We start from the raw sequence: 19,561 nt of genomic DNA, 5'->3' as shown, positions 1-19,561 counted from the left end.
ACTTCTCCTGCTGTCGGGGCGGGCGGGCCCCGGGAGCGGTTGCGATCCCGGGCGGTCCCGGATCCGCCATGACAGGGTCATAGCCCCCTTTCTCATTGTGCGCAATTTGATTTTTGCGCATTGGTAGGAATATGATGACAGGTAATCGCGAGCCTTCGGCTCGTTACGGGCGGCCCATTGTCGGGTCTCGCCCGAGGGAGCGCCTTCAGGAGCGGGACATGTCCGACACCGATGCCGGCGACGACGGCGCCGCCGCGCTGCTTCTATCCAGCCAGATCTGCTTTGCGGTCTATTCCGCCGCGCACGCCTTCAACCGGATCTACAAGCCCCTCCTCGACCGGCTCGGCCTGACCTATCCGCAATACCTGGTGCTGCTGCTGCTCTGGGAGCAAGACGGGCAGACGATGAAATCCCTGGGGCAACGCCTCTATCTCGATTCCGGCACGCTCACCCCGCTGCTCAAGCGCCTGGAGGCGGCGGGCCTGGTGCACCGGGCCCGCGACGCACAGGACGAGCGGCTGATGCGCATCAGCCTGACCGAGGCGGGCGCCGCTTTGCGCGAGCGGGCGATGCCGTTCCCCAACGAGATCGTCTGCGCCTCGGGCCGGCCGGCGGACCGGCTGGTCGCCCTGCGCGACGAGATCCTGGCCCTGCGCGACAGCCTGCACGCCAGCGCGGCGCCGGATCGCGGCGCGGCCTGACGGCGACCGCGCGCCCCTACAGCATCGGCAGGTGACGCGGCTTCGGTCCGCGCGGGAAGGCGGCGTCGATCCGGGCGAGTTCGGCCTCGCTCAAGGTCAGGCTGCCGCCGCCCGCATTCTCGGCCGCGTGGGCCGGGCTCGAGGCCTTGGGGATCGCCAGCACCCCGGGCTCGCGGGTGAGGGCGGCGAGCGCCACCTGGCGGGGCGTCGCGCCGCGGCTCTCGGCGATCTCGGCCAGCACCCGGCCGCCCGGCGTCGCCGGCCCCGGGAAGCTGTCGTGCCCGAACGGGCTGTAGGCCACCACGGCGACGCCGTGCCGCCGGCACCAGGGCAGCACCGCGTGCTCGATGGCGCGCTCCTCCAGGTGGTAGAGCACCTGGTTGCAGGCGATGCGTCCTGGGCCCGCCACGCGCACCGCCTCGTCGAGGTCGTCGACGTCGAAGTTGCTGACGCCCCAGGACAAGATCTTGCCTGCCCGCACCAGCTCCTCGAAGGCCGCGAAGGTCTCCGCGAGGGGGTGCGGCCCGCGCCAGTGCAGCAGGTAGCAGTCGAGCCGGTCGGTCCCCAAGCGCCGGAGCGAACGCTCGCAGGCCTCGATCGTGCCCCGGCGCGAGGCGTTGCCGGGCAGGACCTTCGAGACCAGAAAGACCTCGTCGCGCCGGTCGCCGATCGCCTCGGCGATCAGCGGCTCGGCCTCGCCGTACATCTCGGCCGTGTCGACGTGGCTCATCCCGACATCGAGGCCGCGATTGAGCGCGGCGGCCGCCACGGTCGGCTCGCCCTCGTCGAGGTACCAGGTTCCCTGCCCGATCACCGGCACCGCGGGCCCGGTGCGTCCGAAGGGTTGGCGTCGCATCGCGCACTCCTGCGAGCCCCCGTCCTGGGCCGCGCGGACCCGGGAGGGCAAGGGCAGATCCCGGAGAATGCACGGTTTTTTGCGATCCGTCGCGCCGCCCGGGCGTTGACGGGAGCGCGACCGGACGAAAAAAGGTCTTCTCCCCGGCATCGTTCTGCAAAAAGAACATTCCGGTTGACAGAAAGTCCGGTTCTGGGGTTCTGTGCCGGCCCACCAGATGCCCCGCCGAAGGACCCCGATGACCGCTTCCGTCTCCCCGCCCACCCGGACCCGCGCGCCGTGACGGCCCCCGTCCGCGTGCCGGTGCCGGCGGACCTGGGCGGCCGGCTCGATCCCCGCGACGCCCTCGTGCGCCTCGAAGGGGTGGGCAAGACCTACACCGCCCGCCGGGGCGCCGGCGCAGTCGCGGCGCTCGAGGACATCGACCTCTCCGTGCCGCGCGGCCGGGTGCTCGGCGTCATCGGCCGCTCGGGCGCCGGCAAGTCGACGCTGATCCGCCTCGTCAACGGGCTGGAGCGGCCGAGCCGCGGCCGGGTGATCGTCGGCGAGGCCGAGATCTCGAGCCTGTCGGAATCCGCCCTGCGGCGGGAGCGCCGCGGCATCGGCATGATCTTCCAGCACTTCAACCTGCTCTCGGCCCGCACCGCCGCCGGCAACGTCGCGCTGCCCCTCGAGGTGGCGGGCTACGAGCGGAGCGCGATCCGCGCCCGGGTGGCGGAGCTCCTCGACCTCGTCGGGCTCGGGCCCCAGGCCGACCGCTACCCGGCGGAGCTGTCCGGCGGGCAGAAGCAGCGCGTCGGCATCGCGCGGGCGCTCGCCACCAACCCGAAGGTGCTGCTCTCCGACGAGGCGACCTCGGCCCTCGATCCCGAGACGACCCGCTCGATCCTCGACCTGCTCGGCCGGATCAACCGCGAGCTCGGCCTGACGATCCTGCTCATCACCCACGAGATGGCGGTGATCCGGTCGATCGCCCACGAGGTCGCGGTGCTGGACGGCGGCCGCATCGCCGAGAGCGGCGACGTGTTCGAGGTCTTCACGCGGCCAAGAGCCGCGATCACCCGCACCTTCCTCGACGAGGAGACCGGCCGCACCCTGCCGCCGGCGCTCGCCGCGCGCCTCACGCCCGGCCCGGCCCTTCCCGGGGCGGGCGAGGGCAAGCAGGCGGTCCTGCGCATCACCTTCCGGGGCCCGCACGCCACCGACCCGGTGCTGGCCCAGCTCACCCGCGACGTCGGCATCCCGGCCGGCATCCTGTCGGGCACGGTCGACGAGATCGCCGGCCGCCCGTTCGGCACCCTGGTGGTCGGGATCCCGCCCGATGCCGCCACGGTGACCCGGGCGACCGAGTTCCTCGCCGCCCGCGGCCTCGACGTCGAGCTGCTCGGCACCCTCGACCTCGCCGGCTGGCAGCGGACCGCCGTGCCCGGCGCATCGGACACCTCGCATGTCGCCTGAGCTGACCCGCCTCCTCGTCCAGGCCACCCTCGACACGCTGCAGATGGTGGCGGTCGCGGCCTCGCTGGGCACGCTGGTCGGCCTACCGCTCGGCGTGTTCCTCGCCACCAGCGGTCGCGGCGAGCTTCTGGCCGCGCCCTGGGCCAACCGCGTGCTCGGCCTCGTCGTCAACGCCACCCGCTCGACGCCGTTCATCATCCTGGTGGTGGCGATCATCCCGTTCACGCGGGCAATCGCCGGCACCTCGATCGGCACCAGCGCCGCCACCGTGCCGCTCACCGTCGCGGCGATCCCCTTCATCGCCCGCCTCGTCGAGGGCGCGGTGCGGGAGGTCGATGGCGGCCTCGTCGAGGCCGCCCGGGCCTTCGGGGCGAGCCCGCTGCAGATCGTCCTCAAGGTGCTGATCCCCGAGGCCCTGCCGGGCATCGTGCTCGGCCTGACCCTGGCGGTGGTGTCGCTGATCGGCTTCTCCGCGATGGTCGGCGCCGTCGGCGGCGGGGGCCTGGGCGACCTCGGCATCCGCTACGGCTACCAGCGCTTCATGCCCGAGATGATGCTCGCCGTCGTGGTGGTGCTGATCGTCCTGGTGCAGCTGGTCCAGACCCTCGGCGACCGGCTGGCGCGGCGCATGAACAAGCGCCTGCGCCACGGCTGACCCCTTTATCCAGAATCTTCCCCTTCTCCAGAACCTTCCCGGAGCGTGATCCCGATGCTGCGTACCCTCACACTGGCGGTGCTCCTTACCGCCGTCAGCCTGCCCGCCCTCGCGCAGGGCCAGCGCGTGCGCGTCGGCGTCACGCCGGGCCCGCACGCCCAGATCCTCGAGGCGGTCAAGCCGATCGCCGCCAAGAAGGGCCTCGACCTCAAGGTCGTCGAGTTCTCGGACTACGTCGTGCCGAACGAGGCGCTGTCGTCGGGCGAGCTCGAGGCCAACTCGTTCCAGCACCAGCCCTATCTCGACAACCAGAAGGCCGATCGCGGCTACAAGATCGAGAGCGTCGCCCAGACGGTGAACTTCCCGATGGGCGTCTACTCGAAGCGCCACAAGAGCTTCGATGCGGTGCCGGCCGGCGGCACGGTGGCGATCCCCAACGATCCGACCAACGGCGGCCGCGCCCTGCTGCTCTTGCAGGACAAGGGGCTGATCAAGCTGAAGCCGGGCGTCGGCTTCAAGCCGAGCGTCGCCGACATCACCGAGAACCCGAAGCGCCTGCGCATCATCGAGGTCGACGCGGCCCAGACCCCGCGCTCGCTCGACGACGTCGATGCGGCGGCGGTCAACACCAACTACGCCACCGCGGCCGGCCTCAAGCCCGGCGACGCGATCCTGAAGGAGGAGCCCAAGGGCCCCTACGTCAACGTGATCGCGGTGCGCAGCATCGACAAGGACAAGCCCTGGGTCGCGACCCTGGTCGAGTCCTACCGCTCGCCGGAGGTGAAGGCCTTCATCGAGAGCAAATTCGGCGGCGCGGTGCTCACCAGCTGGTGAGCCGGCGCCCCGCGAGGCCTCGCGTGGGGGAGGGGCCCGGCCGGTGGCCGGGCCCTCGTCCACAGGGTCGACACTGAATCAAGCGGAGCCATGAAACCAAACGCGGCCGTGCGCGTCTTCTCATCACGGCCCGACTCGACGGGCTGACCTACCCGAGGTGCCCGATGAACATCCTCAAGTCCTGCCTGGTCGCGGCAGTCCTCACCGTCGCCGCCGCTCCGGCCTTCGCCCAGGGCGGCTCGCCCTACAACAATTCCGGCTCGCAGGCTGGCGGCCCCCTCGGCGGCGTGCAGCGCGAGATGGGTGCCCCGGGTGGCGCTCCCGCCATGCGCATGGCCCCGCGCCAAAGCATGCAGCCGACCATGCGCCACAAGCGCATGATGAAGCACCGCCGCATGCACCGTCACCACCACGCCCGCTGATCCGTCCGTCCGACGCGATCAAAGGTTTTTCGGCGCGCTCGCCCGGCGGTTCATCCCGTCCGGCGGGCGCGCTTGCTTTTGGGCGAGTGCCGACGGATCGCGGGGAGGCTTTTGGCGTCCTCCCGGCATCCGGCGGATCAGAACCCCCCGGTGCGCCACAGGGCGACGGCCGCCGCCACCAGGCCGACGACCCAGGCCCCGGCGACGAGGGCGAGGTGCCGCTGCCGCCCGGGGACGGGACGGTTGTCGTTGGCGGCCCGGCGCAGCCGCTGGGCCGCGGCGTAGCCGTGGGTGGCTGCCGCGATCGTGGCCGGGCGGGCGGGGGCGGTCTTGCGCAGGCTCGTCATGGGCGAATCGTGCTCGTCCGTCCTGGATAACACGCGCCGACGTGGAACGTGAACCGACCGAACGACGCAACGCCACGCTCCCGGCCGCGTCGCGGCCGGGCGCCGGTCCCGGGCTCCCCGGGTGGCGGTGCCCTCACGATTCCGCCGGCGCCTCGCGGTGCGGCCGCAGCTCCGGGGCGCCGAGCTCGGGCTCGGCTTCCGCCACGGGCTCGGCCCGGCTGTCGGCCCGGCTGGTGTCGATGAAGAGCCGCGCCTCGCCCTCGCCGAGCCCGAGGCTGCGCAGGGCGTAGAGCGCCATGCCGAAGCCGACCTCGCGCTCGGCCATCAGCACCAGGCCGACCTTCTCCTCCTCGAGGTTGCGCCGCTCGGTGTCGCTGTGGGTGCGCACCACCGTGTCGATGGCCGGGTTGGCCTCGCGGGCGATCTCGATCAGGCGGCGGGCCTGGTGCGAATTCGGGCTCGCCACCACGAGGAGGCGCGCCCGCCCGATATCGGCGGCGTCGAGGATCCCGGGCGCGCCGGCATCGCCGAACACCGCCGGGATGCCGGCGGAGCGCAGCTCCTCGACCCGGCGCCGGTCGCGCTCGACCACCACGTAGGGCAGCTCCCAGGCCGCCAGCGCCTTGCCGATCGCGCCGCCGACCCGGCCGTAACCGACCACCACCGCGTGCCCCTCCCGGCCCCTGGCGTGTGCGGAGACCGCGATCCGCTCGCCGCCGCGCTCGAACCGCGCGGCGAGGCCCGGGCGCGACTCGACGAAGCCGGCGAGGCGGCTGAGCGCACCGAAGATCAGCGGGTTGAGGGTGATGGAGAGGAGCGAGCCGGCCAGGATCAGGTCGCGCCCTTCCGGCGGCAGCAGCTTCAGGCCGATGCCGAGGCTTGCCAGGATGAACGAGAACTCGCCGATCTGGGCGAGGCTCGCCGCGATGGTCAGCGCCGTGGACAACGGGTGGCGGAAGGCCAGCACGATCGCCACCGCGGCCAGCGACTTGCCGACCAGGATGATCGCCAGGGTGGCGAGCACGGCGAGCGGCTCGCGCAGGAGGATCGTCGGGTCGAACAGCATGCCGACCGAGACGAAGAACAGGACCGCGAAGGCGTCCTGCAGCGGCAGCGAATCCGCCGCGGCCTGGTGGCTGAGGTCGGATTCGGCGAGCACCATGCCGGCGAAGAAGGCGCCGAGCGCGAAGGAGACGCCGAACAGCTCGGCCGAGCCGAAGGCGATGCCGAGGGCCAGCGCCAGCACCGCCAGGGTGAACAATTCGCGCGAGCCGGTGCGGGCGGCCTGGTCGAGGATCCACGGCACCACCCGGCGCCCGCCCGCCAGCATCACCACCGCGAAGGCCGTCACCTTGGCGAAGGTGAGCCCCAGGGTGAGCCAGATGTTGCCGTCGCCGGCGATGCCGTGCGCCGCCCCGGCGCTCTCGCCGCCGAGCGGGCCGGCGAGCGCCGGCAGCAGCACCAGCGCCAGCACCATCGCGAGGTCCTCGACGATGAGCCAGCCGACCGCGATGCGCCCCTTGTCGGAATCGAGGAGCCCGCGTTCCTCCAGCGCCCGCAGCAGCACCACCGTCGAGGCGACCGAGAGGGCGAGGCCGAAGACGAGGCCGGCGCCCAGCCCCCAGCCCCAGGCGAAGCTCAAGGCCAGCCCCATCACGGTCGCGACCGCGATCTGCACCACGGCGCCGGGCAGCGCGATGGCGCGCACCGACATCAGGTCGCCGATCGAGAAGTGCAGGCCGACGCCGAACATCAGCAGGATGACGCCGATCTCGGCGAGTTGCACGGCCAGCTCCGCGTTGCCGACGAAGCCCGGCGTGTGCGGGCCGACCGCGACGCCGGCGAGCAGGTATCCGACCAGGGGCGGCAGCTTCAGACGCTGCGCGAGCATGCCGCCGACGAACGCGAAGACGAGCCCGAGGGCGATGATGGCGATCAGCTCGGAGGCGTGCGGCACGGTCGGGAAGGCTCCTCGGGGCGGGGCGCCGCGAGGGCGCGGCATTCGATATCCCGAAGTCTAGCAGCCTTTGCCGGTTCCCGCGGTGCTGCACCGCACGAAAAACCGGCCGCTCTCCCCGCTATTCCCGGACGGGGGGCGGCGTCCGCCCGAGGCTCCCGTGCAAGACCCTCCTGCAAGACCCTCCTGCAAGACCCTCCTGCAAGCCCCTCCCACAAGACCCCCGCCCGAGGCCCGGCCGGCGCCGGTCTCTAGCGCCCGGCGGGGCGGCGGGCGGCACCGACGGCGCGGGGCAGCCGCGGCAGGCTCGCGCGCAGGCTGACGCCCGGCCGGGCGGCGAACACGATGACGATCGCCCCGAGGGTGGCGGAGGTCATCACGAGAAGCTCGGTCGTGAACATGCGGCAGCCCTGGCGGTGATGCGGGACGCCGCGGCGCGGCAGTCGAAATCGCGGCAATCGAGGTCGCAGATGTCGAAACAGCCGGGTTCGACATCGCGGGGATCGGGATCGCGATGGTCGAATTCGGCGGTGTTCGGTCCGGGCGGGTTGCCGCCCGGCGTCGCTGCTCTAGCTCGCCGCAGGAGCGGCCGGCCATGTGACATCCCGCCGTGAGGCAGCATGTCCGTCCCGGCCGCCCACGATTCCGACGCAATGGGCCGGCCTCTGGCATCCGGCCGCGCGATGCGGCATCAGCGACGGATCACGGTATGGGCGGACCACGCCGCCAGACGAGGATGTACAAGATGAAGAAGGTCCTGACCGGGGCGCTCGTGGCCCTCGGCCTGTCCTCGGCGGGGGCGCTCGCCTCCCCCAAAGACCCGAGCGGGACTTGGCTGACCGAGGACGGTCGCGCCCGCATCCGGATCGAGAAGTGCCCGAGCCGCACCGACCGGGTCTGCGGCTACGCCGTCTGGCTGAAGACCCCCAACGACGACAAGGGCCAGCCGCGGGTCGACTTCAAGAACGTCGACGCCAAGAAGCGCGGCCGGCCGGCCCTCGGCCACCAGCTCATCATGGGCCTCAAGCCCAACGCGGATAACCGCTACGAGGGCCAGATCTACAACGCCGACGACGGCAAGCTCTACGACGTCACGATCTGGACCGAGGAGGCCGGCGAGCTCAACGTCCGCGGCTGCCTGATGGGCTTCCTGTGCGGCTCGCAGACCTGGACCCGCGCCAACGACACCGCGGCGGGCCAGCTCACCGCCGCGACCGGCGCGCCGAACGGCCCGCGGCCCGATCCCGAATGGGCCGCGGCCCCGAAGGCCGCCGGTCCCGCCCCGGCGGCCGGCAAGCCCGCGACCCCGGCCTCCGCGCCGAAGCCCTGACCGCGGCGCGCGCCCGCGCGCCGCTTCCCCCGCCGCCGCAAGGCGGCCCGAGGGCACCCGCCGGACCCGGCGAGTGCCCTTTTTTCGTGCCGGCGGCCGGCTGCAGCAAATACGCCTTATAGTTGTATTTTGGGCCCGACCTTCGTCGGTGCGCCGATGCCACTGCCGGACGGGTTCGCCGGCACGGATTGCAACCGATAGTATTAATCTTACAGGAATCTTGTCGGCGAAACTGTCTTCCTGTCACGGATATGCGGGATCCGCTTCGCCTCGCCCGACCGTGTCAGTGCCAGTACCAACCGACGAGCAATCGTTCGATATACAACCGCCCATTGGCAATGAAGCACCGTTTTCATCAGCAGCGACACCCTGGAAAATGTGTCGACGGCCCGCTTATCCGTTACAATCTACTCCGAAATCAAAATTTTCATTGACTGTTAGGAAATTTGGCGACATGTGCAAAGAAGTTTTTCAAAAAGGGGGAGCTTCATGAGCACTGACGAACTGGCGCCGACCTCGCACCTGATCAATCTCTCGGCCGATATCGTGTCGGCCTACGTGTCGAAGAATTCGGTTCCGGTCGGAGAGCTCGCGAACCTGATCGCGGCCGTCCATGCCTCGCTCGAGCGCGTCGCCGCCCCGCCGGCCCCCGAGCCCGAGAAGCCCACGCCGCCGGTGCCGATCCGCAAGACCGTCACGGCGGACCACATCATCTCGCTCGAGGACGGCAAGCCCTACAAGTCGCTCAAGCGGCACCTGACCACCCGCGGGCTGTCCCCGGACCAGTACCGCCAGAAGTGGGGCCTGCCGCACGACTACCCGATGGTCGCCGCGACCTACGCCGCCCAGCGCTCCGAGCTCGCCAAGACCCTCGGCCTCGGCCAGATCCGGCGCGACCGCGCGGCGGCGGCCCGTCTCGCGGCCGAGAGCGCCGGCGAGACCGGGTCGGGCGCGCCCCGCCGGGGCCGTCCGCGCAAGGGCGAGTGATCCCGTTCTCCGGAAGATCGCGTCCGGAGACGGCATCACCCGCCCGCGCGGCGCCGGAGCGGAGCCGGCCTCCGCGTCGCGCTGCGATTGCGCAGCCATCGCCGGGCGAGCGCTCGGGAACCGCATGAGGCGCGAGCGCACGAAAAACCCGCCGGAAGCGATCCCGGCGGGTGGAGAAGAAGTCGGCGGCCGTCCCTCGGGGCGGCCGTATGCGTGTCCGGGCGGCGCTTACTTGCGGCGCGCCTTGCGGGCGGCGTAGCGGGCGTCGCGGGCCGCCTTGCGCTCGATCTCCATGGCCGCCTCGCGCTCCGCCGCCTCGGCGGCCTCGCGCTCGGCCAGGGCCTTGGCCTCGGCCTCCTCGGCGGCGCGGCGCTCGGCCTCGGCCTGCTTGGCGGCCTCGCGCTCGGCGGTGCGGGCGGCGCGGGCCTCGGCGATCTTCTGGCGCTCCGCCAAGCGCGCCTGGATCTCCGGGTCGTCGGCGGCGGGCCGGGCCCGGAACCTCTCCAGCAGGGCCTTCTTCGCGTCCGCGGACGTGCTCCGCCGGTCGTTGAAGTTCTGGTCCTTGAAGCCGGCCATCGTGTTGGTCTCGTCTGTCCTGCGTGCGAAGGCGCGCCCGTCTCGTGCCGCGCCGGGAAGTGTGAGGGGCTGTCCAGCCGCCGCTCCGGGGTCGCGGGGCCGCCGCACGTGCTCTACGCCGCTCGCGCCCGGTTTTCAAAGCCTCTGACGTCGCAAACCGGCGGATCGCCGCCCGATCGCGCGAAAACGCCGCCCCCCGGGGGGTGAGTTGTCAAGGTTTCCCCGGCACCGTGGCGGGGCGGGGGCGAGCTCTCGCCGGAGGAGACCTCATGCGTGCGATCGTCCTCGACGATGCGGAGTTGAACAACCTGCTGATGCTCGAGGCGCTGCGGCCGATCGCGGGATGCCGGCCCGAGAGCTTCACGCGGCCGGCCGACGCCCTGGCCTGCGCGGCGGCCCATGCCGACGAGATCGGCATCGTCCTGACCGATTACGAGATGCCGGGCATGGACGGCCTCGCGGTGATCCGGGGCTTGCGGGCGCTGCCGGGCTTCGCCCACGTGCCGATCGTCATGGTGACGAGCTTCGACCAGCGCGCCCTGCGCCGCGCCGCCCTGGAGGCCGGCGCCACCGACTTCGTCAACAAGCCCGTCGACCCGGTCGAGATCCGGGCCCGCGTCACCAACCTGCTGGCCCTGCGCCGTGCCCACAAGGCCGAGGCGGCGCAATCGGCTCGGCTCGCCGAGGAGGTCGCGGCGGCCGTCGCCCTGGTCGAGGCGCGCGAGCGCGAGATCGTCACCGTGCTGATGCGCGCCGCCGAGCACCGCGACACCGATACCGGCGACCACGTCGCCCGGGTGGCGAACTACACCGTGCTCATCGCCGAGGCCCTCGGCCTGCCGCCCGACCAGTGCCGGCTGATCAGCCTCGCCTCGACGATGCACGACGTCGGCAAGATCGCGATTCCCGACGCGATCCTGCTCAAGCCCGGCCCCCTGAGTGCCGAGGAGCGGCGGGAGATGGAGCGCCACGCCGAGCGCGGCGCCCGGATCCTCGCCAACAGCTCGTCCGACGTTGTGCGCCTCGCCGCCGAGATCGCGGTCAGCCACCACGAGCGCTGGGACGGCGCGGGCTATCCCAGCGGCCTTGCCGGAACCAGTATCCCGCTGGCCGGCCGCATCGTCGCCGTGGCGGACGTGTTCGACGCCCTGACGAGCGACCGGCCCTACAAGCGCGCCTGGACCCTCGAGGCCGCCCACGCCTTCCTGCTGCGGGAGTCCGGCGCGCATTTCGACCCGGCGGTGGTCGAGGCCTTCCTGTCCCGGTGGGACGCCGTCGCCGACCTCGTCGGCCAGGCCGCGAGCCGGGCCGCGTGAGGTGGGGGCGGTGAGCGACGGGGCGGGGGAGACCATGGAACTGGCGAATCCCGGACCGGGCCAGAACCGGGACCTGCGCGCCCGGCTGATCCGCCCCGCCGAGGAGATGGGCGCGCCGGCGCCGGAGCGCCCGGCCGACCGCCCGGTAACCAAAGCATCCTCCGCGTCCGGCGGCCGCTTCCGGCTCGGCCGGCGCCGCGACGCTGCGGGCCTCGCGCCGGCGGCCACGCCCCGGTCCGGGCAGGCAAAAGGTCATACCAAGGGGCCGGTTGAGGCCCCGGCGTCCCGGGGGCGCAGCACCCGTAGCCTGGCGGTGCGCCTCGGCCGGGCGGTGCTCGGCGCGGTGATCGTCGCGCTTGCCGCCGGCACGGTGATCGGCGGCTGGCAGGAGACCAACCGCTACGCCGCCGACACCCGCCGGGCGCTGACCGACCTCGCCGGCGTGTTCGCGGCCGCCGCCGCCGGCGCGGCCGCGGCCGACGACGTGGCCGGCGCGCACGCGGCCCTGCGGGCGATCCGGGAGGTGAGGGGCGTCGTCTATGCCGGGCTGACCCGTCCCGACGGCTCGGTGCTGGCCGAGCAGGGCAGCGGCCTGCGGCTCGCCGACGACATCGACCTCGACGACGGCGGCTTCAGCCCGTTCCAGCTGCTGTTCGTCTACACCGCCAAGGTCAGCGTCCCGGTCGTCGAGAACACCCGGGTCGTCGGCCGCGTGACCCTGATCGCCAACGCCTCCGAGCTCGCCGACCGCCTCCTCGGCGTCGTGCGCAACGGCCTCCTGGCGGCGGCGCTCGCCATGGCGGTCGGGTTCGCGGTGGCCTGGCGCCTCGGCCGCACCCTGACGCGGCCGCTCACCGCGCTCGCCCGCACCATGGATGCGGTGCGGGAGAACCACGATTACGGCCGCCGGGCCGCGATCCCGGACATCGCCGACGACGAGGTCGGCCGGCTGGCCACCAGCTTCAACGGGCTCCTCGACACGGTGCGCGAGCGCGACGACCGCCTGCTCGACCACCAGGCCCGGCTGGAGCAGGAGGTGAGCGACCGCACCCAGGATCTCAGCGAGGCCAAGGAGGCGGCGGAGGCCGCCAACAGCGCCAAGTCGTCGTTCCTCGCCACCATGAGCCACGAGATTCGCACGCCGATGAACGGCATGCTGGTGATGGCCGAACTGCTGGCCGCCGCCGAGCTGCCGGCGCGCCAGCGCCGCTACGCCGAGGTGATCGCCCGCTCCGGCCAGAGCCTGCTGGCGATCATCAACGACATCCTGGACTTCGCCAAGGTGGAGGCCGGCAAGCTCACGCTCGAGCGCATCGCCCTCGACCCGGCCGAGGTCGCCGACACGGTCGTCACCCTGTTCGGCGAGCGGGCGCGGGCCAAGAACCTCGACCTCGCGGCGGTCGTGGCCGCCGACGTGCCGCTCTCGATCGCGGGCGATCCGGTGCGCCTCGGCCAGGTCCTCGGCAACTTCGTCAACAACGCCCTCAAGTTCACCGAATCGGGCCACGTCCTCGTCCGCCTCGAGACCCGGGCGGCCGGGGCCGCCCTGCGGCTCAGCGTCACCGATACCGGCATCGGCATCCCGGCCGAGACCCTGCCGACGATCTTCTCCGCCTTCTCGCAGGCCGACGGCTCGACCACCCGGCGCTTCGGCGGCACCGGGCTCGGCCTGTCGATCGCCGAGCGCCTCGTCGCCGCGATGGGCGGGCGGATCGGGGTCGAGAGCGAGGTCGGCCGCGGCTCGACCTTCTGGGCCGAGATCCCGCTCGACGTCCTCGCCGCGGCCGAGCCGGCGGCGCGGGCGCCGGACGTCGCCTCGGCGGTCGTCGTCGCGGTGTCGGGGAGCGCCACCGGCACCGCCCTCGCGGCGGGCCTGCGGGCGGCCGGCTTCGTGCCGCAAGCCCCCTCGGCCGCGACGGGGGAGGGCGCCCACCACCTCGTCGAGGCCGCCGCCCTCGCCCGGGCCGGCCGTCGCCCGGCCGGGGCCGGCCGCGTCGTGGCGCTGGCGCCGATGGGCGAGCCGAGCGGGGCCGCGGTGCTCTCCTCCGGCCTCGCCGACGCCCTGCTGCGCTGGCCGCTCGCCCAGGCCGAGTGGCGCCCGGCACTCGCCGCGCTCGCCACCGGCGGCGCCTTCGCGGGAATCGGCGCCGAGGCCGGTCCGGTCGCGGCCCTGCCGCGCTACCCCCACGCCCGGGTGCTGGTGGCCGACGACAACCCGGTCAACCGCGAGGTCGCGGTCGAGGCGCTCGGCCGCCTCGGCGTCACCCGCGTCGTCACCGTGGAGGACGGGTACCGTGCCCTCGAGGCGGCGCGCGAGAATGCCTTCGACCTCATCCTGATGGACGGCAGCATGCCGGTCCTCGACGGCTTCGACGCCGCCCGGGCGATCCGGCAATGGGAGGCGGCGCAAGGGTCCCGCCGCACCGCCATCGTGGCGGCGACCGCCCATGTGGTGGGCACCGCGGCCGAGGCCTGGCGCGAGGCCGGGATGGACGGCGTGCTGCTCAAGCCCTTCACGCTCACCGACCTCGCCCGCACCCTCGCGGCCGCGCTCGGGGAGGCCGGGACGGCCACCGATGCCGCCGGGACGGAGCCCGCTCCCGGGACGGAGCCCGCAGGCGCGCCCGCCGCGCTCCTCGATCCCGATACCGTCGCGAGCCTCGCCGAGATGGCGGAGGGCTCCGGCTCGGCCTTCGTCGAGCGGGTGCTCGGGCTGTTCTCGGCCCACGGCCCCGACGGGCTGTCCGCCCTCAGGGCGGCGGGCGACGACGCCGAGGCCGCCGCCCGGGCCGCCCACGGGCTCAAGTCGATGAGCCTCAACGTCGGCGCCGCCGCGCTCGCCGCGCACCTGCGCGACATCGAGCACGCGGCGCGGGTCGAGGGACGGCCCCCCGACGAGGTGGCGCTGGCGCCGCTCGACGGCCTGCTCGCGGCGAGCATCGCGGCGCTCTACGGGCACTTCGATCTGCCGGCCCCGGCGCCGGCCCTGCGCGACGCGGCCTGACCCGCGCCCCGCGATCCTTCGGCGTGCGACCGGCCGGACCCTTCCGGCATCCCGCAGCGTTACCGTGTGGCCGGCCACGGCCACGCTCGATGCGGGTCGGCGGCCGTCCCGATGCGGAACCAGCCCCGAGGAGCGCGAGACGACCATGGCCCACGAGAGCAGCGGCGCCATCTACACCGCCGCGGGCGCCAACCTGGCGATCGCCGTGGCGAAGTTCGTCGGCGCCTTCTTCACCGGCAGCAGCGCGATGCTGGCCGAGGGCGTCCACTCGGTGGTGGACACCGCCAACCAGATCCTGCTCCTCGTCGGCCTCAAGCGGGCGCAGCGTCCGGCCGACGCCCGGTTCCCGTTCGGCTACGGCCGCGAGGTGTATTTCTACGCCTTCCTGGTCGCCTTGCTGATCTTCCTCGGCGGCGGCGCCTTCGCGGTCTACGAGGGCATCCACAAGCTCCAGCACCCCGAGCCCGCCGCCGACGCGGTGATCCTCGGCCGCACCATTCCGGGCTACGTCGTCAACCTGGCGATCCTCGGCTTCGCGGTCGCGGCGGAGGGGTATTCCTGCTTCGTCGCGCTCAAGGCGTTCTGGGGCGAGAAGGGCAAGCTGCCGCCGGTCACCGCGATCCGCCGCAGCAAGGACCCGGCCCTGTTCACCGTGCTGGTCGAGGACGTGGCGGCGCTGACCGGCCTCGTCGTCGCGATCGGCGGCGTGGTTCTGGCCGAGACCCTAGACCAGCCCGCCTACGACGGCATCGCCTCGATCGTGATCGGCCTGATCCTGATCGGCATGGCGATCTTCCTGATGATCGAGACACACGGCCTCCTCGTCGGCGAGGCGGCGGAGCCCGAGCTGGTCGGGGCGATCCACGAGATCGTGCGCTCCGAGCCGGGCGTGAACCACGTCAACGAGGTGCTGACCCAGCATCTCGGGCCGGCCGACATCCTGGTCAATGTCAGCCTCGACATCGACGACCGGCTCACCGGCGGCGAGATCGAGCGGCTGGTCAGCCAGCTCGAGGCGCGGATGAAGGCCCGGAGCCCCAAGGTCCGGCGCGTCTTCATCGAGATCCAAGCCCGTCATGCCGCCGCCAGCCCGGCGGAGCGCCCGTCGCCCGTCCCGGCGGCGTGAGCGCGAGGCCGGCCCGGGCGCCCGCGCGCATCCGGGCCGGCGACAGAGCTGTCGCTCGATCGACACGACGCTCGGTTGATGTTTATGCAATTATCCGCGAATTCAAGTCGCGTTTTGCAACCTTGAGTATATTACAATTGATTGTATCTGTATGAAATCCACAGGAACTACCTGATTTCATCGCCGCGTTGCTGATGCCAGCTTGCGATTGCGCGAAAGAATCGCCAACGATTCTGTGGGATCGGCCATGGCCCTGTGAGGGCCTCGTGCGCAACGGCTCCCGAGAAGACCGAGTGGCGGTGCGGACCCGGACCGGCCTGCTCCAACGCTGCCGTCCATCACACTCTCGAAGCGGAAACCCTATGATGTCAGACGTGGAAACTCACGACCAGGAGCCGGGCGAACTCGTCATGCTCACGGCCGATATCGTGTCGGCCTACGTGTCGAAGAATTCGGTTCCGGTCGGAGAGCTGGGAAGCCTCATCGCGGCCGTCCACGGCTCGCTCGAGCGCGTCGCCGCTCCGCCGGCCCCCGAGCCCGAGAAGCCCACGCCGCCGGTGCCGATCCGCAAGACCGTCACGCCGGACTACATCATCTCGCTCGAGGACGGTAAGCCCTACAAGTCGCTCAAGCGGCACCTGACCACCCGCGGGCTGTCCCCGGACCAGTACCGTCAGAAGTGGGGCCTGCCGCACGACTACCCGATGGTCGCCGCGACCTACGCCGCCCAGCGCTCCGAGCTCGCCAAGAGCTCCGGCCTCGGCCAGCAGCGCAAGAACCGCGGGCGGTAAGACCGCGCAGGCGGACGAACTTCCGTCCGCCGCCCCGAAACGACGAAGCCTGCCGGGCCTCGAGGCCCGGCAGGCTTTTTCTTGCGGATCCTCGAGGGGCCCGGCGGGGCGAATGCGGGAGGACGGCCTCCCGGCTCAGGGGGCGTCGGGATCCCGCGGCGCGGCCGGGGCGAACAGGTCCTCGGGCGGCTCGACGACGACGCGACGGCCCGCGACGTCGATCTCCGGCACGAAGGCCTTGGTGAAGGGCAGGAGGGCCGGGCTGCCGCCGGAGGCCGGCGCGATCTCCAGGAGGTCGCCGCCGCCATAGTTCGGTACCGCCTTCACGGTGCCGACGGGGTTGCCGGCGCGGTCGACGACGGCGAGGCCGACGAGGTCGGCGGTGAAGAACTCGTCCTCGTCCTCGGGCGCGCCGAGGCGCTCGCGGGCGACGTAGAGGGCGAGGCGGTTCAGGCTCTCGGCATCGTCGCGGCCGGCAACGCCCGCGATGCGGGCGATCAGGATGTCGTGGGCTCCCGCGGCGGGTCGCAGGGACAGGATCTCGACCCGGCGGCCGTCGGCCCCGGTGAGCGGCCCGTAGGACCCGATCGCGGCCGGGTCAGCGGTGTAGGATTTCAGCCGGACTTCGCCCCGCAGGCCGTGGGCGCGGCCGCATTCCCCCAGCAGGACGAAGGCGGGGTCGCCGGCGATCCGGTCGGCCCGCACCGGTCCGGCTGGAGAGGCGGCGCCCCGGGGCTCGGCCCCGGAGCGCGGATCGTGCGCGGGCGCGCCTGCGCCCCGGCGCGGGTCGGAGCCCCCGCGGCCGGGTCCTTTCGGGACCCGGCCGCCCGGGGGGCGGGCGTCGGGACGGCGCGCCATGGCGGAGGTCTTACTCGGCCGAATCGGCGGCGCCGGCCTTCTCGGCGCGGGCGGCGGCGCGCTCCTTGGCCTTGGTGCCGGGCTCGGCCTTCTGCGGGTTGCTGCGGGTCGGACGCTTGGCGAGGCCGGCGGCGTCGAGGAAGCGCAGGACGCGGTCGGTCGGCTGGGCGCCCTTGGCGAGCCAGGCCTGGACCTTCTCGGTCTCGAGGATGACGCGGGCCGGATCGTCCTTCGGCTTCATCGGGTCGTAGGCGCCGACCTTCTCGATGAAGCGGCCGTCGCGCGGCGCGCGGGCGTCGGCGACGACGATGCGGTAGTACGGGCGCTTCTTGGCGCCGCCACGGGTGAGGCGGATCTTGAGGGACATGGGTCTCTTCCTGTCTGAGGTTCGAGGATCGTTCGACGATGCGGGCGGGTGGGGCCTGGAAGACCCCGCGCCACCTACTTCTTCTTGCCGAAGGGGAGGCCGCCGAGGCCGGGCAGGCCGGGGAGCTTGCCGCCCAAGCCCGGCAGGCCGGGAGCGGCGGGGGGCGCCTTACCGGCAGGGCCTGCCGGCAGCTTGCCGGCTTGGCCGGGCGCCTTGGGACCGCCGAGGCCCGGGGGCATCGGCGGAAGGGAGGTGCCGGGCGGCAGGGACTTCTGCAGCTCGGCGAGCATCTCGGGGGTGGGCTGGGGCATGCCGCCCATCATCTTGCCGAGGGGGCCCATTCCGCCCCCCATGCCGCCGCCGCCGAGCCCGAACATGCTGCCGAGCGCCTGGCCGATGCCGCGCTTGCCCGAGCCCATGGCCTTCATCATGTCGGCCATGGTGCGGTGCATCTTGAGGAGCTTGTTGATCTCCGAGACGTCGACGCCGGCGCCCGTCGCCACACGCTTCTTGCGCGAGGCCTTGAGCACGTCCGGGTTGCGGCGCTCCTCGGGGGTCATCGACGAGATGATGGCGCGCTGGCGCTTGAACATCTTCTCGTCGAGGTTGGCGCCCTCGACCTGCTTCTTGATCTGGCCCATGCCGGGCAGCATGCCCATCAGGCCGCCGATGCCGCCCATCTTCTCCATCTGGGCGAGCTGCATCGACAGGTCGTCGAGGTCGAACTTGCCCTTGCGCATCTTCTCGGCGACGCGAAGGGCCTGTTCCTGGTCGATCGTCTCGGCCGCCTTCTCGACGAGCGAGACGATGTCGCCCATGCCGAGGATGCGGTTGGCGACGCGGGCGGGATGGAATTCCTCCAGCGCGTCGACCTTCTCGCCGGTGCCGACGAGCTTGATCGGCTTGCCGGTGACGGCGCGCATCGAGAGCGCCGCGCCGCCGCGGGAATCGCCGTCCATGCGGGTGAGCACGATGCCGGTGACGCCGAGGCGCTCATCGAAGGCGCGCGCCGTGTTGACCGCGTCCTGGCCGGTCAAGGCGTCTGCGACGAGCAGCACCTCGTGCGGGTTGGTGGCCGCCTTGACGTCGGCGGCCTCCTGCATCAGCGCCTCGTCGAGGGTGACGCGGCCGGCGGTGTCGAGCATCACCACGTCGAAGCCGCCCAAGCGAGCGGCCTCCATGGCGCGCTTGGCGATCTGCACCGCCGACTGGCCGGCGACGATCGGCAGCGACTCGACGCCGACCTGTTTCGCCAGCACCGCCAGCTGCTCCATGGCGGCCGGGCGGCGGGTGTCGAGGGAGGCGAGCAGCACCCGGCGCTTGTCGCGCTGGGTCAGGCGGCGGGCGATCTTCGCCGTGGTGGTGGTCTTGCCCGAGCCCTGGAGGCCGACCATCAGGATGCCGACGGGGGCCGGCGCGTTGAGGTCGATGACGCCGGCCTCGCCGCCCAGCATCGCCACGAGCTGGTCGTTGACGATCTTCACGACCATCTGGCCGGGCGTCACCGACTTCAGCACGACGGCGCCGACCGCCTGCTCGCGCACCTTCTCGGTGAAGGAGCGCACGACCTCGAGGGCGACGTCGGCCTCCAGCAGGGCGCGGCGCACCTCGCGCAGGGCGGCGGTGACGTCGGCCTCGGTCAGGGCGCCGCGGCGGGTCAGCCCGGACAGGATGCCGGAGAGGCGGTCGGAGAGGCCTTCGAACATGCGCGTCAGTCTCCGGGGTTACTCGTTCACGCCCGCGGAGGCGGCGCGCCGGGCCTGGAGGGCGCCCTCGAAATGGTTCAGCGCCCGCTCGAACTTGTCGCGGCAATCGGGATTGCAGAAGCCGACGACCGCGCCGTTGTAGAGCGTCAGCGAGTCGGCCGCGACCGGCTTGCCCGACCAGGGGCAGAGCTCGTTCACCGCGTCCTCGATGCGCAGTTGCGCGTGGTCGGTCCTGGTCATCCGGTCTCCTGCGAGCCACCTTGTTGGGAT

General features: G+C 72.5%; 20 protein-coding genes. 11 read left to right on the top strand and 9 right to left on the bottom strand.

All coding sequences use genetic code 11. The features are described 5' to 3' along the window. The first annotated feature begins 218 nt into the window (after positions 1 to 218). Positions 219 to 701 carry a MarR family winged helix-turn-helix transcriptional regulator gene (locus BMX97_RS27970; protein WP_091754437.1) on the top strand — a complete coding sequence of 161 codons (483 nt, stop codon included), beginning with the start codon at positions 219 to 221 and terminating at the stop codon, positions 699 to 701. A gap of 16 nt (positions 702 to 717) precedes the next feature. On the opposite strand, the gene BMX97_RS27965 is transcribed toward BMX97_RS27970, so the two are convergent. After that, positions 718 to 1,557, bottom strand: coding sequence for an aldo/keto reductase (locus tag BMX97_RS27965; RefSeq protein WP_091754436.1), 840 nt, complete (start codon positions 1,555 to 1,557; stop codon positions 718 to 720). A 279-nt stretch (positions 1,558 to 1,836) separates the two neighbouring features. Here BMX97_RS27965 and BMX97_RS27960 point away from each other — a divergent pair, with 279 nt between their 5' ends. From BMX97_RS27960 to BMX97_RS27945, 4 genes are all read left to right on the top strand, one after another. Beyond that, positions 1,837 to 3,015, top strand: coding sequence for a methionine ABC transporter ATP-binding protein (locus tag BMX97_RS27960; protein ID WP_091754435.1), 1,179 nt, complete (start codon positions 1,837 to 1,839; stop codon positions 3,013 to 3,015). Continuing rightward, a complete protein-coding gene (locus BMX97_RS27955; protein ID WP_091754434.1) occupies positions 3,005 to 3,670 on the top strand; it encodes a methionine ABC transporter permease in 666 nt (221 codons plus the stop codon). Before BMX97_RS27960 ends, BMX97_RS27955 begins: the two co-directional genes overlap by 11 nt. 54 nt (positions 3,671 to 3,724) lie before the next feature. Next, complete coding sequence (locus tag BMX97_RS27950) at positions 3,725 to 4,504, top strand: MetQ/NlpA family ABC transporter substrate-binding protein (protein ID WP_091754433.1); 780 nt, start codon at positions 3,725 to 3,727, stop codon at positions 4,502 to 4,504. A 164-nt stretch (positions 4,505 to 4,668) separates the two neighbouring features. After that, positions 4,669 to 4,926 (top strand): hypothetical protein, encoded by a 258-nt coding sequence (locus BMX97_RS27945; protein WP_091754432.1) that lies wholly within the window; start codon positions 4,669 to 4,671, stop codon positions 4,924 to 4,926. 137 nt (positions 4,927 to 5,063) lie between these two features. On the opposite strand, the gene BMX97_RS27940 is transcribed toward BMX97_RS27945, so the two are convergent. From BMX97_RS27940 to BMX97_RS34270, 3 genes are all read right to left on the bottom strand, one after another. Then, entirely contained in the window at positions 5,064 to 5,273 is a 210-nt protein-coding gene (locus tag BMX97_RS27940; protein ID WP_091754431.1) for a hypothetical protein, read from the bottom strand. 133 nt (positions 5,274 to 5,406) lie between these two features. Beyond that, positions 5,407 to 7,230, bottom strand: coding sequence for a cation:proton antiporter domain-containing protein (gene ybaL / locus BMX97_RS27935; RefSeq protein WP_091754430.1), 1,824 nt, complete (start codon positions 7,228 to 7,230; stop codon positions 5,407 to 5,409). 251 nt (positions 7,231 to 7,481) lie between these two features. Then, positions 7,482 to 7,607, bottom strand: a complete 126-nt coding sequence (locus tag BMX97_RS34270; protein WP_280142821.1) for a hypothetical protein — start codon at positions 7,605 to 7,607, stop codon at positions 7,482 to 7,484. Between the two features lie 368 nt (positions 7,608 to 7,975). On the opposite strand from BMX97_RS34270, the gene BMX97_RS27930 reads away from it, so the two are divergent. Together BMX97_RS27930 and BMX97_RS27925 are read left to right on the top strand one after the other, a co-directional pair. Then, positions 7,976 to 8,560 (top strand): DUF2147 domain-containing protein, encoded by a 585-nt coding sequence (locus BMX97_RS27930; RefSeq protein ID WP_091754453.1) that lies wholly within the window; start codon positions 7,976 to 7,978, stop codon positions 8,558 to 8,560. A gap of 489 nt (positions 8,561 to 9,049) precedes the next feature. Next, a complete protein-coding gene (locus BMX97_RS27925; protein ID WP_091754429.1) occupies positions 9,050 to 9,547 on the top strand; it encodes a Ros/MucR family transcriptional regulator in 498 nt (165 codons plus the stop codon). Positions 9,548 to 9,775: 228 nt separating this feature from the next. Here BMX97_RS27925 and BMX97_RS27920 read toward each other — a convergent pair whose 3' ends face one another. Next, positions 9,776 to 10,123 carry a DUF6481 family protein gene (locus tag BMX97_RS27920; protein WP_091754428.1) on the bottom strand — a complete coding sequence of 116 codons (348 nt, stop codon included), beginning with the start codon at positions 10,121 to 10,123 and terminating at the stop codon, positions 9,776 to 9,778. A 269-nt stretch (positions 10,124 to 10,392) separates the two neighbouring features. On the opposite strand from BMX97_RS27920, the gene BMX97_RS27915 reads away from it, so the two are divergent. The 4 genes from BMX97_RS27915 to BMX97_RS27900 all read left to right on the top strand — a co-directional run bounded on the left by BMX97_RS27915 (position 10,393) and on the right by BMX97_RS27900 (position 16,360). Continuing rightward, positions 10,393 to 11,439, top strand: coding sequence for an HD-GYP domain-containing protein (locus BMX97_RS27915; protein WP_091754427.1), 1,047 nt, complete (start codon positions 10,393 to 10,395; stop codon positions 11,437 to 11,439). A gap of 10 nt (positions 11,440 to 11,449) precedes the next feature. Continuing rightward, the gene (locus tag BMX97_RS27910) at positions 11,450 to 14,443 is read left to right on the top strand and encodes a hybrid sensor histidine kinase/response regulator (protein WP_244538674.1); all 2,994 of its coding nucleotides are present in this window, start codon (positions 11,450 to 11,452) and stop codon (positions 14,441 to 14,443) included. Between the two features lie 145 nt (positions 14,444 to 14,588). Beyond that, positions 14,589 to 15,569, top strand: coding sequence for a cation diffusion facilitator family transporter (locus BMX97_RS27905; protein ID WP_091754426.1), 981 nt, complete (start codon positions 14,589 to 14,591; stop codon positions 15,567 to 15,569). Positions 15,570 to 15,934: 365 nt separating this feature from the next. Then, entirely contained in the window at positions 15,935 to 16,360 is a 426-nt protein-coding gene (locus tag BMX97_RS27900) for a Ros/MucR family transcriptional regulator (protein WP_091754451.1), read from the top strand. Between the two features lie 135 nt (positions 16,361 to 16,495). Here the strand turns inward: BMX97_RS27900 and rimM are convergent, their stop codons facing one another. The 4 genes from rimM to BMX97_RS27880 form a co-directional block, all read right to left on the bottom strand. After that, complete coding sequence (rimM, locus tag BMX97_RS27895) at positions 16,496 to 17,218, bottom strand: ribosome maturation factor RimM (RefSeq protein WP_091754425.1); 723 nt, start codon at positions 17,216 to 17,218, stop codon at positions 16,496 to 16,498. Between the two features lie 10 nt (positions 17,219 to 17,228). Then, complete coding sequence (gene rpsP, locus BMX97_RS27890) at positions 17,229 to 17,585, bottom strand: 30S ribosomal protein S16 (RefSeq protein WP_091754424.1); 357 nt, start codon at positions 17,583 to 17,585, stop codon at positions 17,229 to 17,231. Between the two features lie 74 nt (positions 17,586 to 17,659). Further along, complete coding sequence (gene ffh, locus BMX97_RS27885) at positions 17,660 to 19,291, bottom strand: signal recognition particle protein (protein WP_091754423.1); 1,632 nt, start codon at positions 19,289 to 19,291, stop codon at positions 17,660 to 17,662. An 18-nt stretch (positions 19,292 to 19,309) separates the two neighbouring features. After that, positions 19,310 to 19,531: an eL24 family ribosomal protein gene (locus BMX97_RS27880; protein WP_091754422.1), complete on the bottom strand. Its 222-nt coding sequence runs from the start codon at positions 19,529 to 19,531 to the stop codon at positions 19,310 to 19,312. Positions 19,532 to 19,561: the final 30 nt, after the last annotated feature.

Origin of the sequence: Methylobacterium sp. ap11 (genome assembly GCF_900110515.1) — a bacterium.
Taxonomy (GTDB): domain Bacteria; phylum Pseudomonadota; class Alphaproteobacteria; order Rhizobiales; family Beijerinckiaceae; genus Methylobacterium; species Methylobacterium ajmalii.
Note: the sequence above shows the minus strand (reverse complement) of the source record. Positions and strands in the feature narration are given on the sequence as shown.

Excerpts from the sequence above, each read along its gene's own strand:
- BMX97_RS34270 (WP_280142821.1), bottom strand. The coding sequence starts at position 7,607 with ATGACCTCCGCCACCCTCGGGGCGATCGTCATCGTGTTCGCCGCCCGG.
- BMX97_RS27970 (WP_091754437.1), top strand. The coding sequence starts at position 219 with ATGTCCGACACCGATGCCGGCGACGACGGCGCCGCCGCGCTGCTTCTA.
- BMX97_RS27945 (WP_091754432.1), top strand. The coding sequence starts at position 4,669 with ATGAACATCCTCAAGTCCTGCCTGGTCGCGGCAGTCCTCACCGTCGCC.
- BMX97_RS27900 (WP_091754451.1), top strand. The coding sequence starts at position 15,935 with ATGTCAGACGTGGAAACTCACGACCAGGAGCCGGGCGAACTCGTCATG.
- BMX97_RS27905 (WP_091754426.1), top strand. The coding sequence starts at position 14,589 with ATGGCCCACGAGAGCAGCGGCGCCATCTACACCGCCGCGGGCGCCAAC.
- ffh (WP_091754423.1), bottom strand. The coding sequence starts at position 19,291 with ATGTTCGAAGGCCTCTCCGACCGCCTCTCCGGCATCCTGTCCGGGCTG.
- BMX97_RS27880 (WP_091754422.1), bottom strand. The coding sequence starts at position 19,531 with ATGACCAGGACCGACCACGCGCAACTGCGCATCGAGGACGCGGTGAAC.
- BMX97_RS27925 (WP_091754429.1), top strand. The coding sequence starts at position 9,050 with ATGAGCACTGACGAACTGGCGCCGACCTCGCACCTGATCAATCTCTCG.
- BMX97_RS27930 (WP_091754453.1), top strand. The coding sequence starts at position 7,976 with ATGAAGAAGGTCCTGACCGGGGCGCTCGTGGCCCTCGGCCTGTCCTCG.
- rpsP (WP_091754424.1), bottom strand. The coding sequence starts at position 17,585 with ATGTCCCTCAAGATCCGCCTCACCCGTGGCGGCGCCAAGAAGCGCCCG.
- BMX97_RS27965 (WP_091754436.1), bottom strand. The coding sequence starts at position 1,557 with ATGCGACGCCAACCCTTCGGACGCACCGGGCCCGCGGTGCCGGTGATC.
- BMX97_RS27955 (WP_091754434.1), top strand. The coding sequence starts at position 3,005 with ATGTCGCCTGAGCTGACCCGCCTCCTCGTCCAGGCCACCCTCGACACG.
- BMX97_RS27920 (WP_091754428.1), bottom strand. The coding sequence starts at position 10,123 with ATGGCCGGCTTCAAGGACCAGAACTTCAACGACCGGCGGAGCACGTCC.
- rimM (WP_091754425.1), bottom strand. The coding sequence starts at position 17,218 with ATGGCGCGCCGTCCCGACGCCCGCCCCCCGGGCGGCCGGGTCCCGAAA.
- BMX97_RS27950 (WP_091754433.1), top strand. The coding sequence starts at position 3,725 with ATGCTGCGTACCCTCACACTGGCGGTGCTCCTTACCGCCGTCAGCCTG.
- BMX97_RS27915 (WP_091754427.1), top strand. The coding sequence starts at position 10,393 with ATGCGTGCGATCGTCCTCGACGATGCGGAGTTGAACAACCTGCTGATG.
- BMX97_RS27940 (WP_091754431.1), bottom strand. The coding sequence starts at position 5,273 with ATGACGAGCCTGCGCAAGACCGCCCCCGCCCGCCCGGCCACGATCGCG.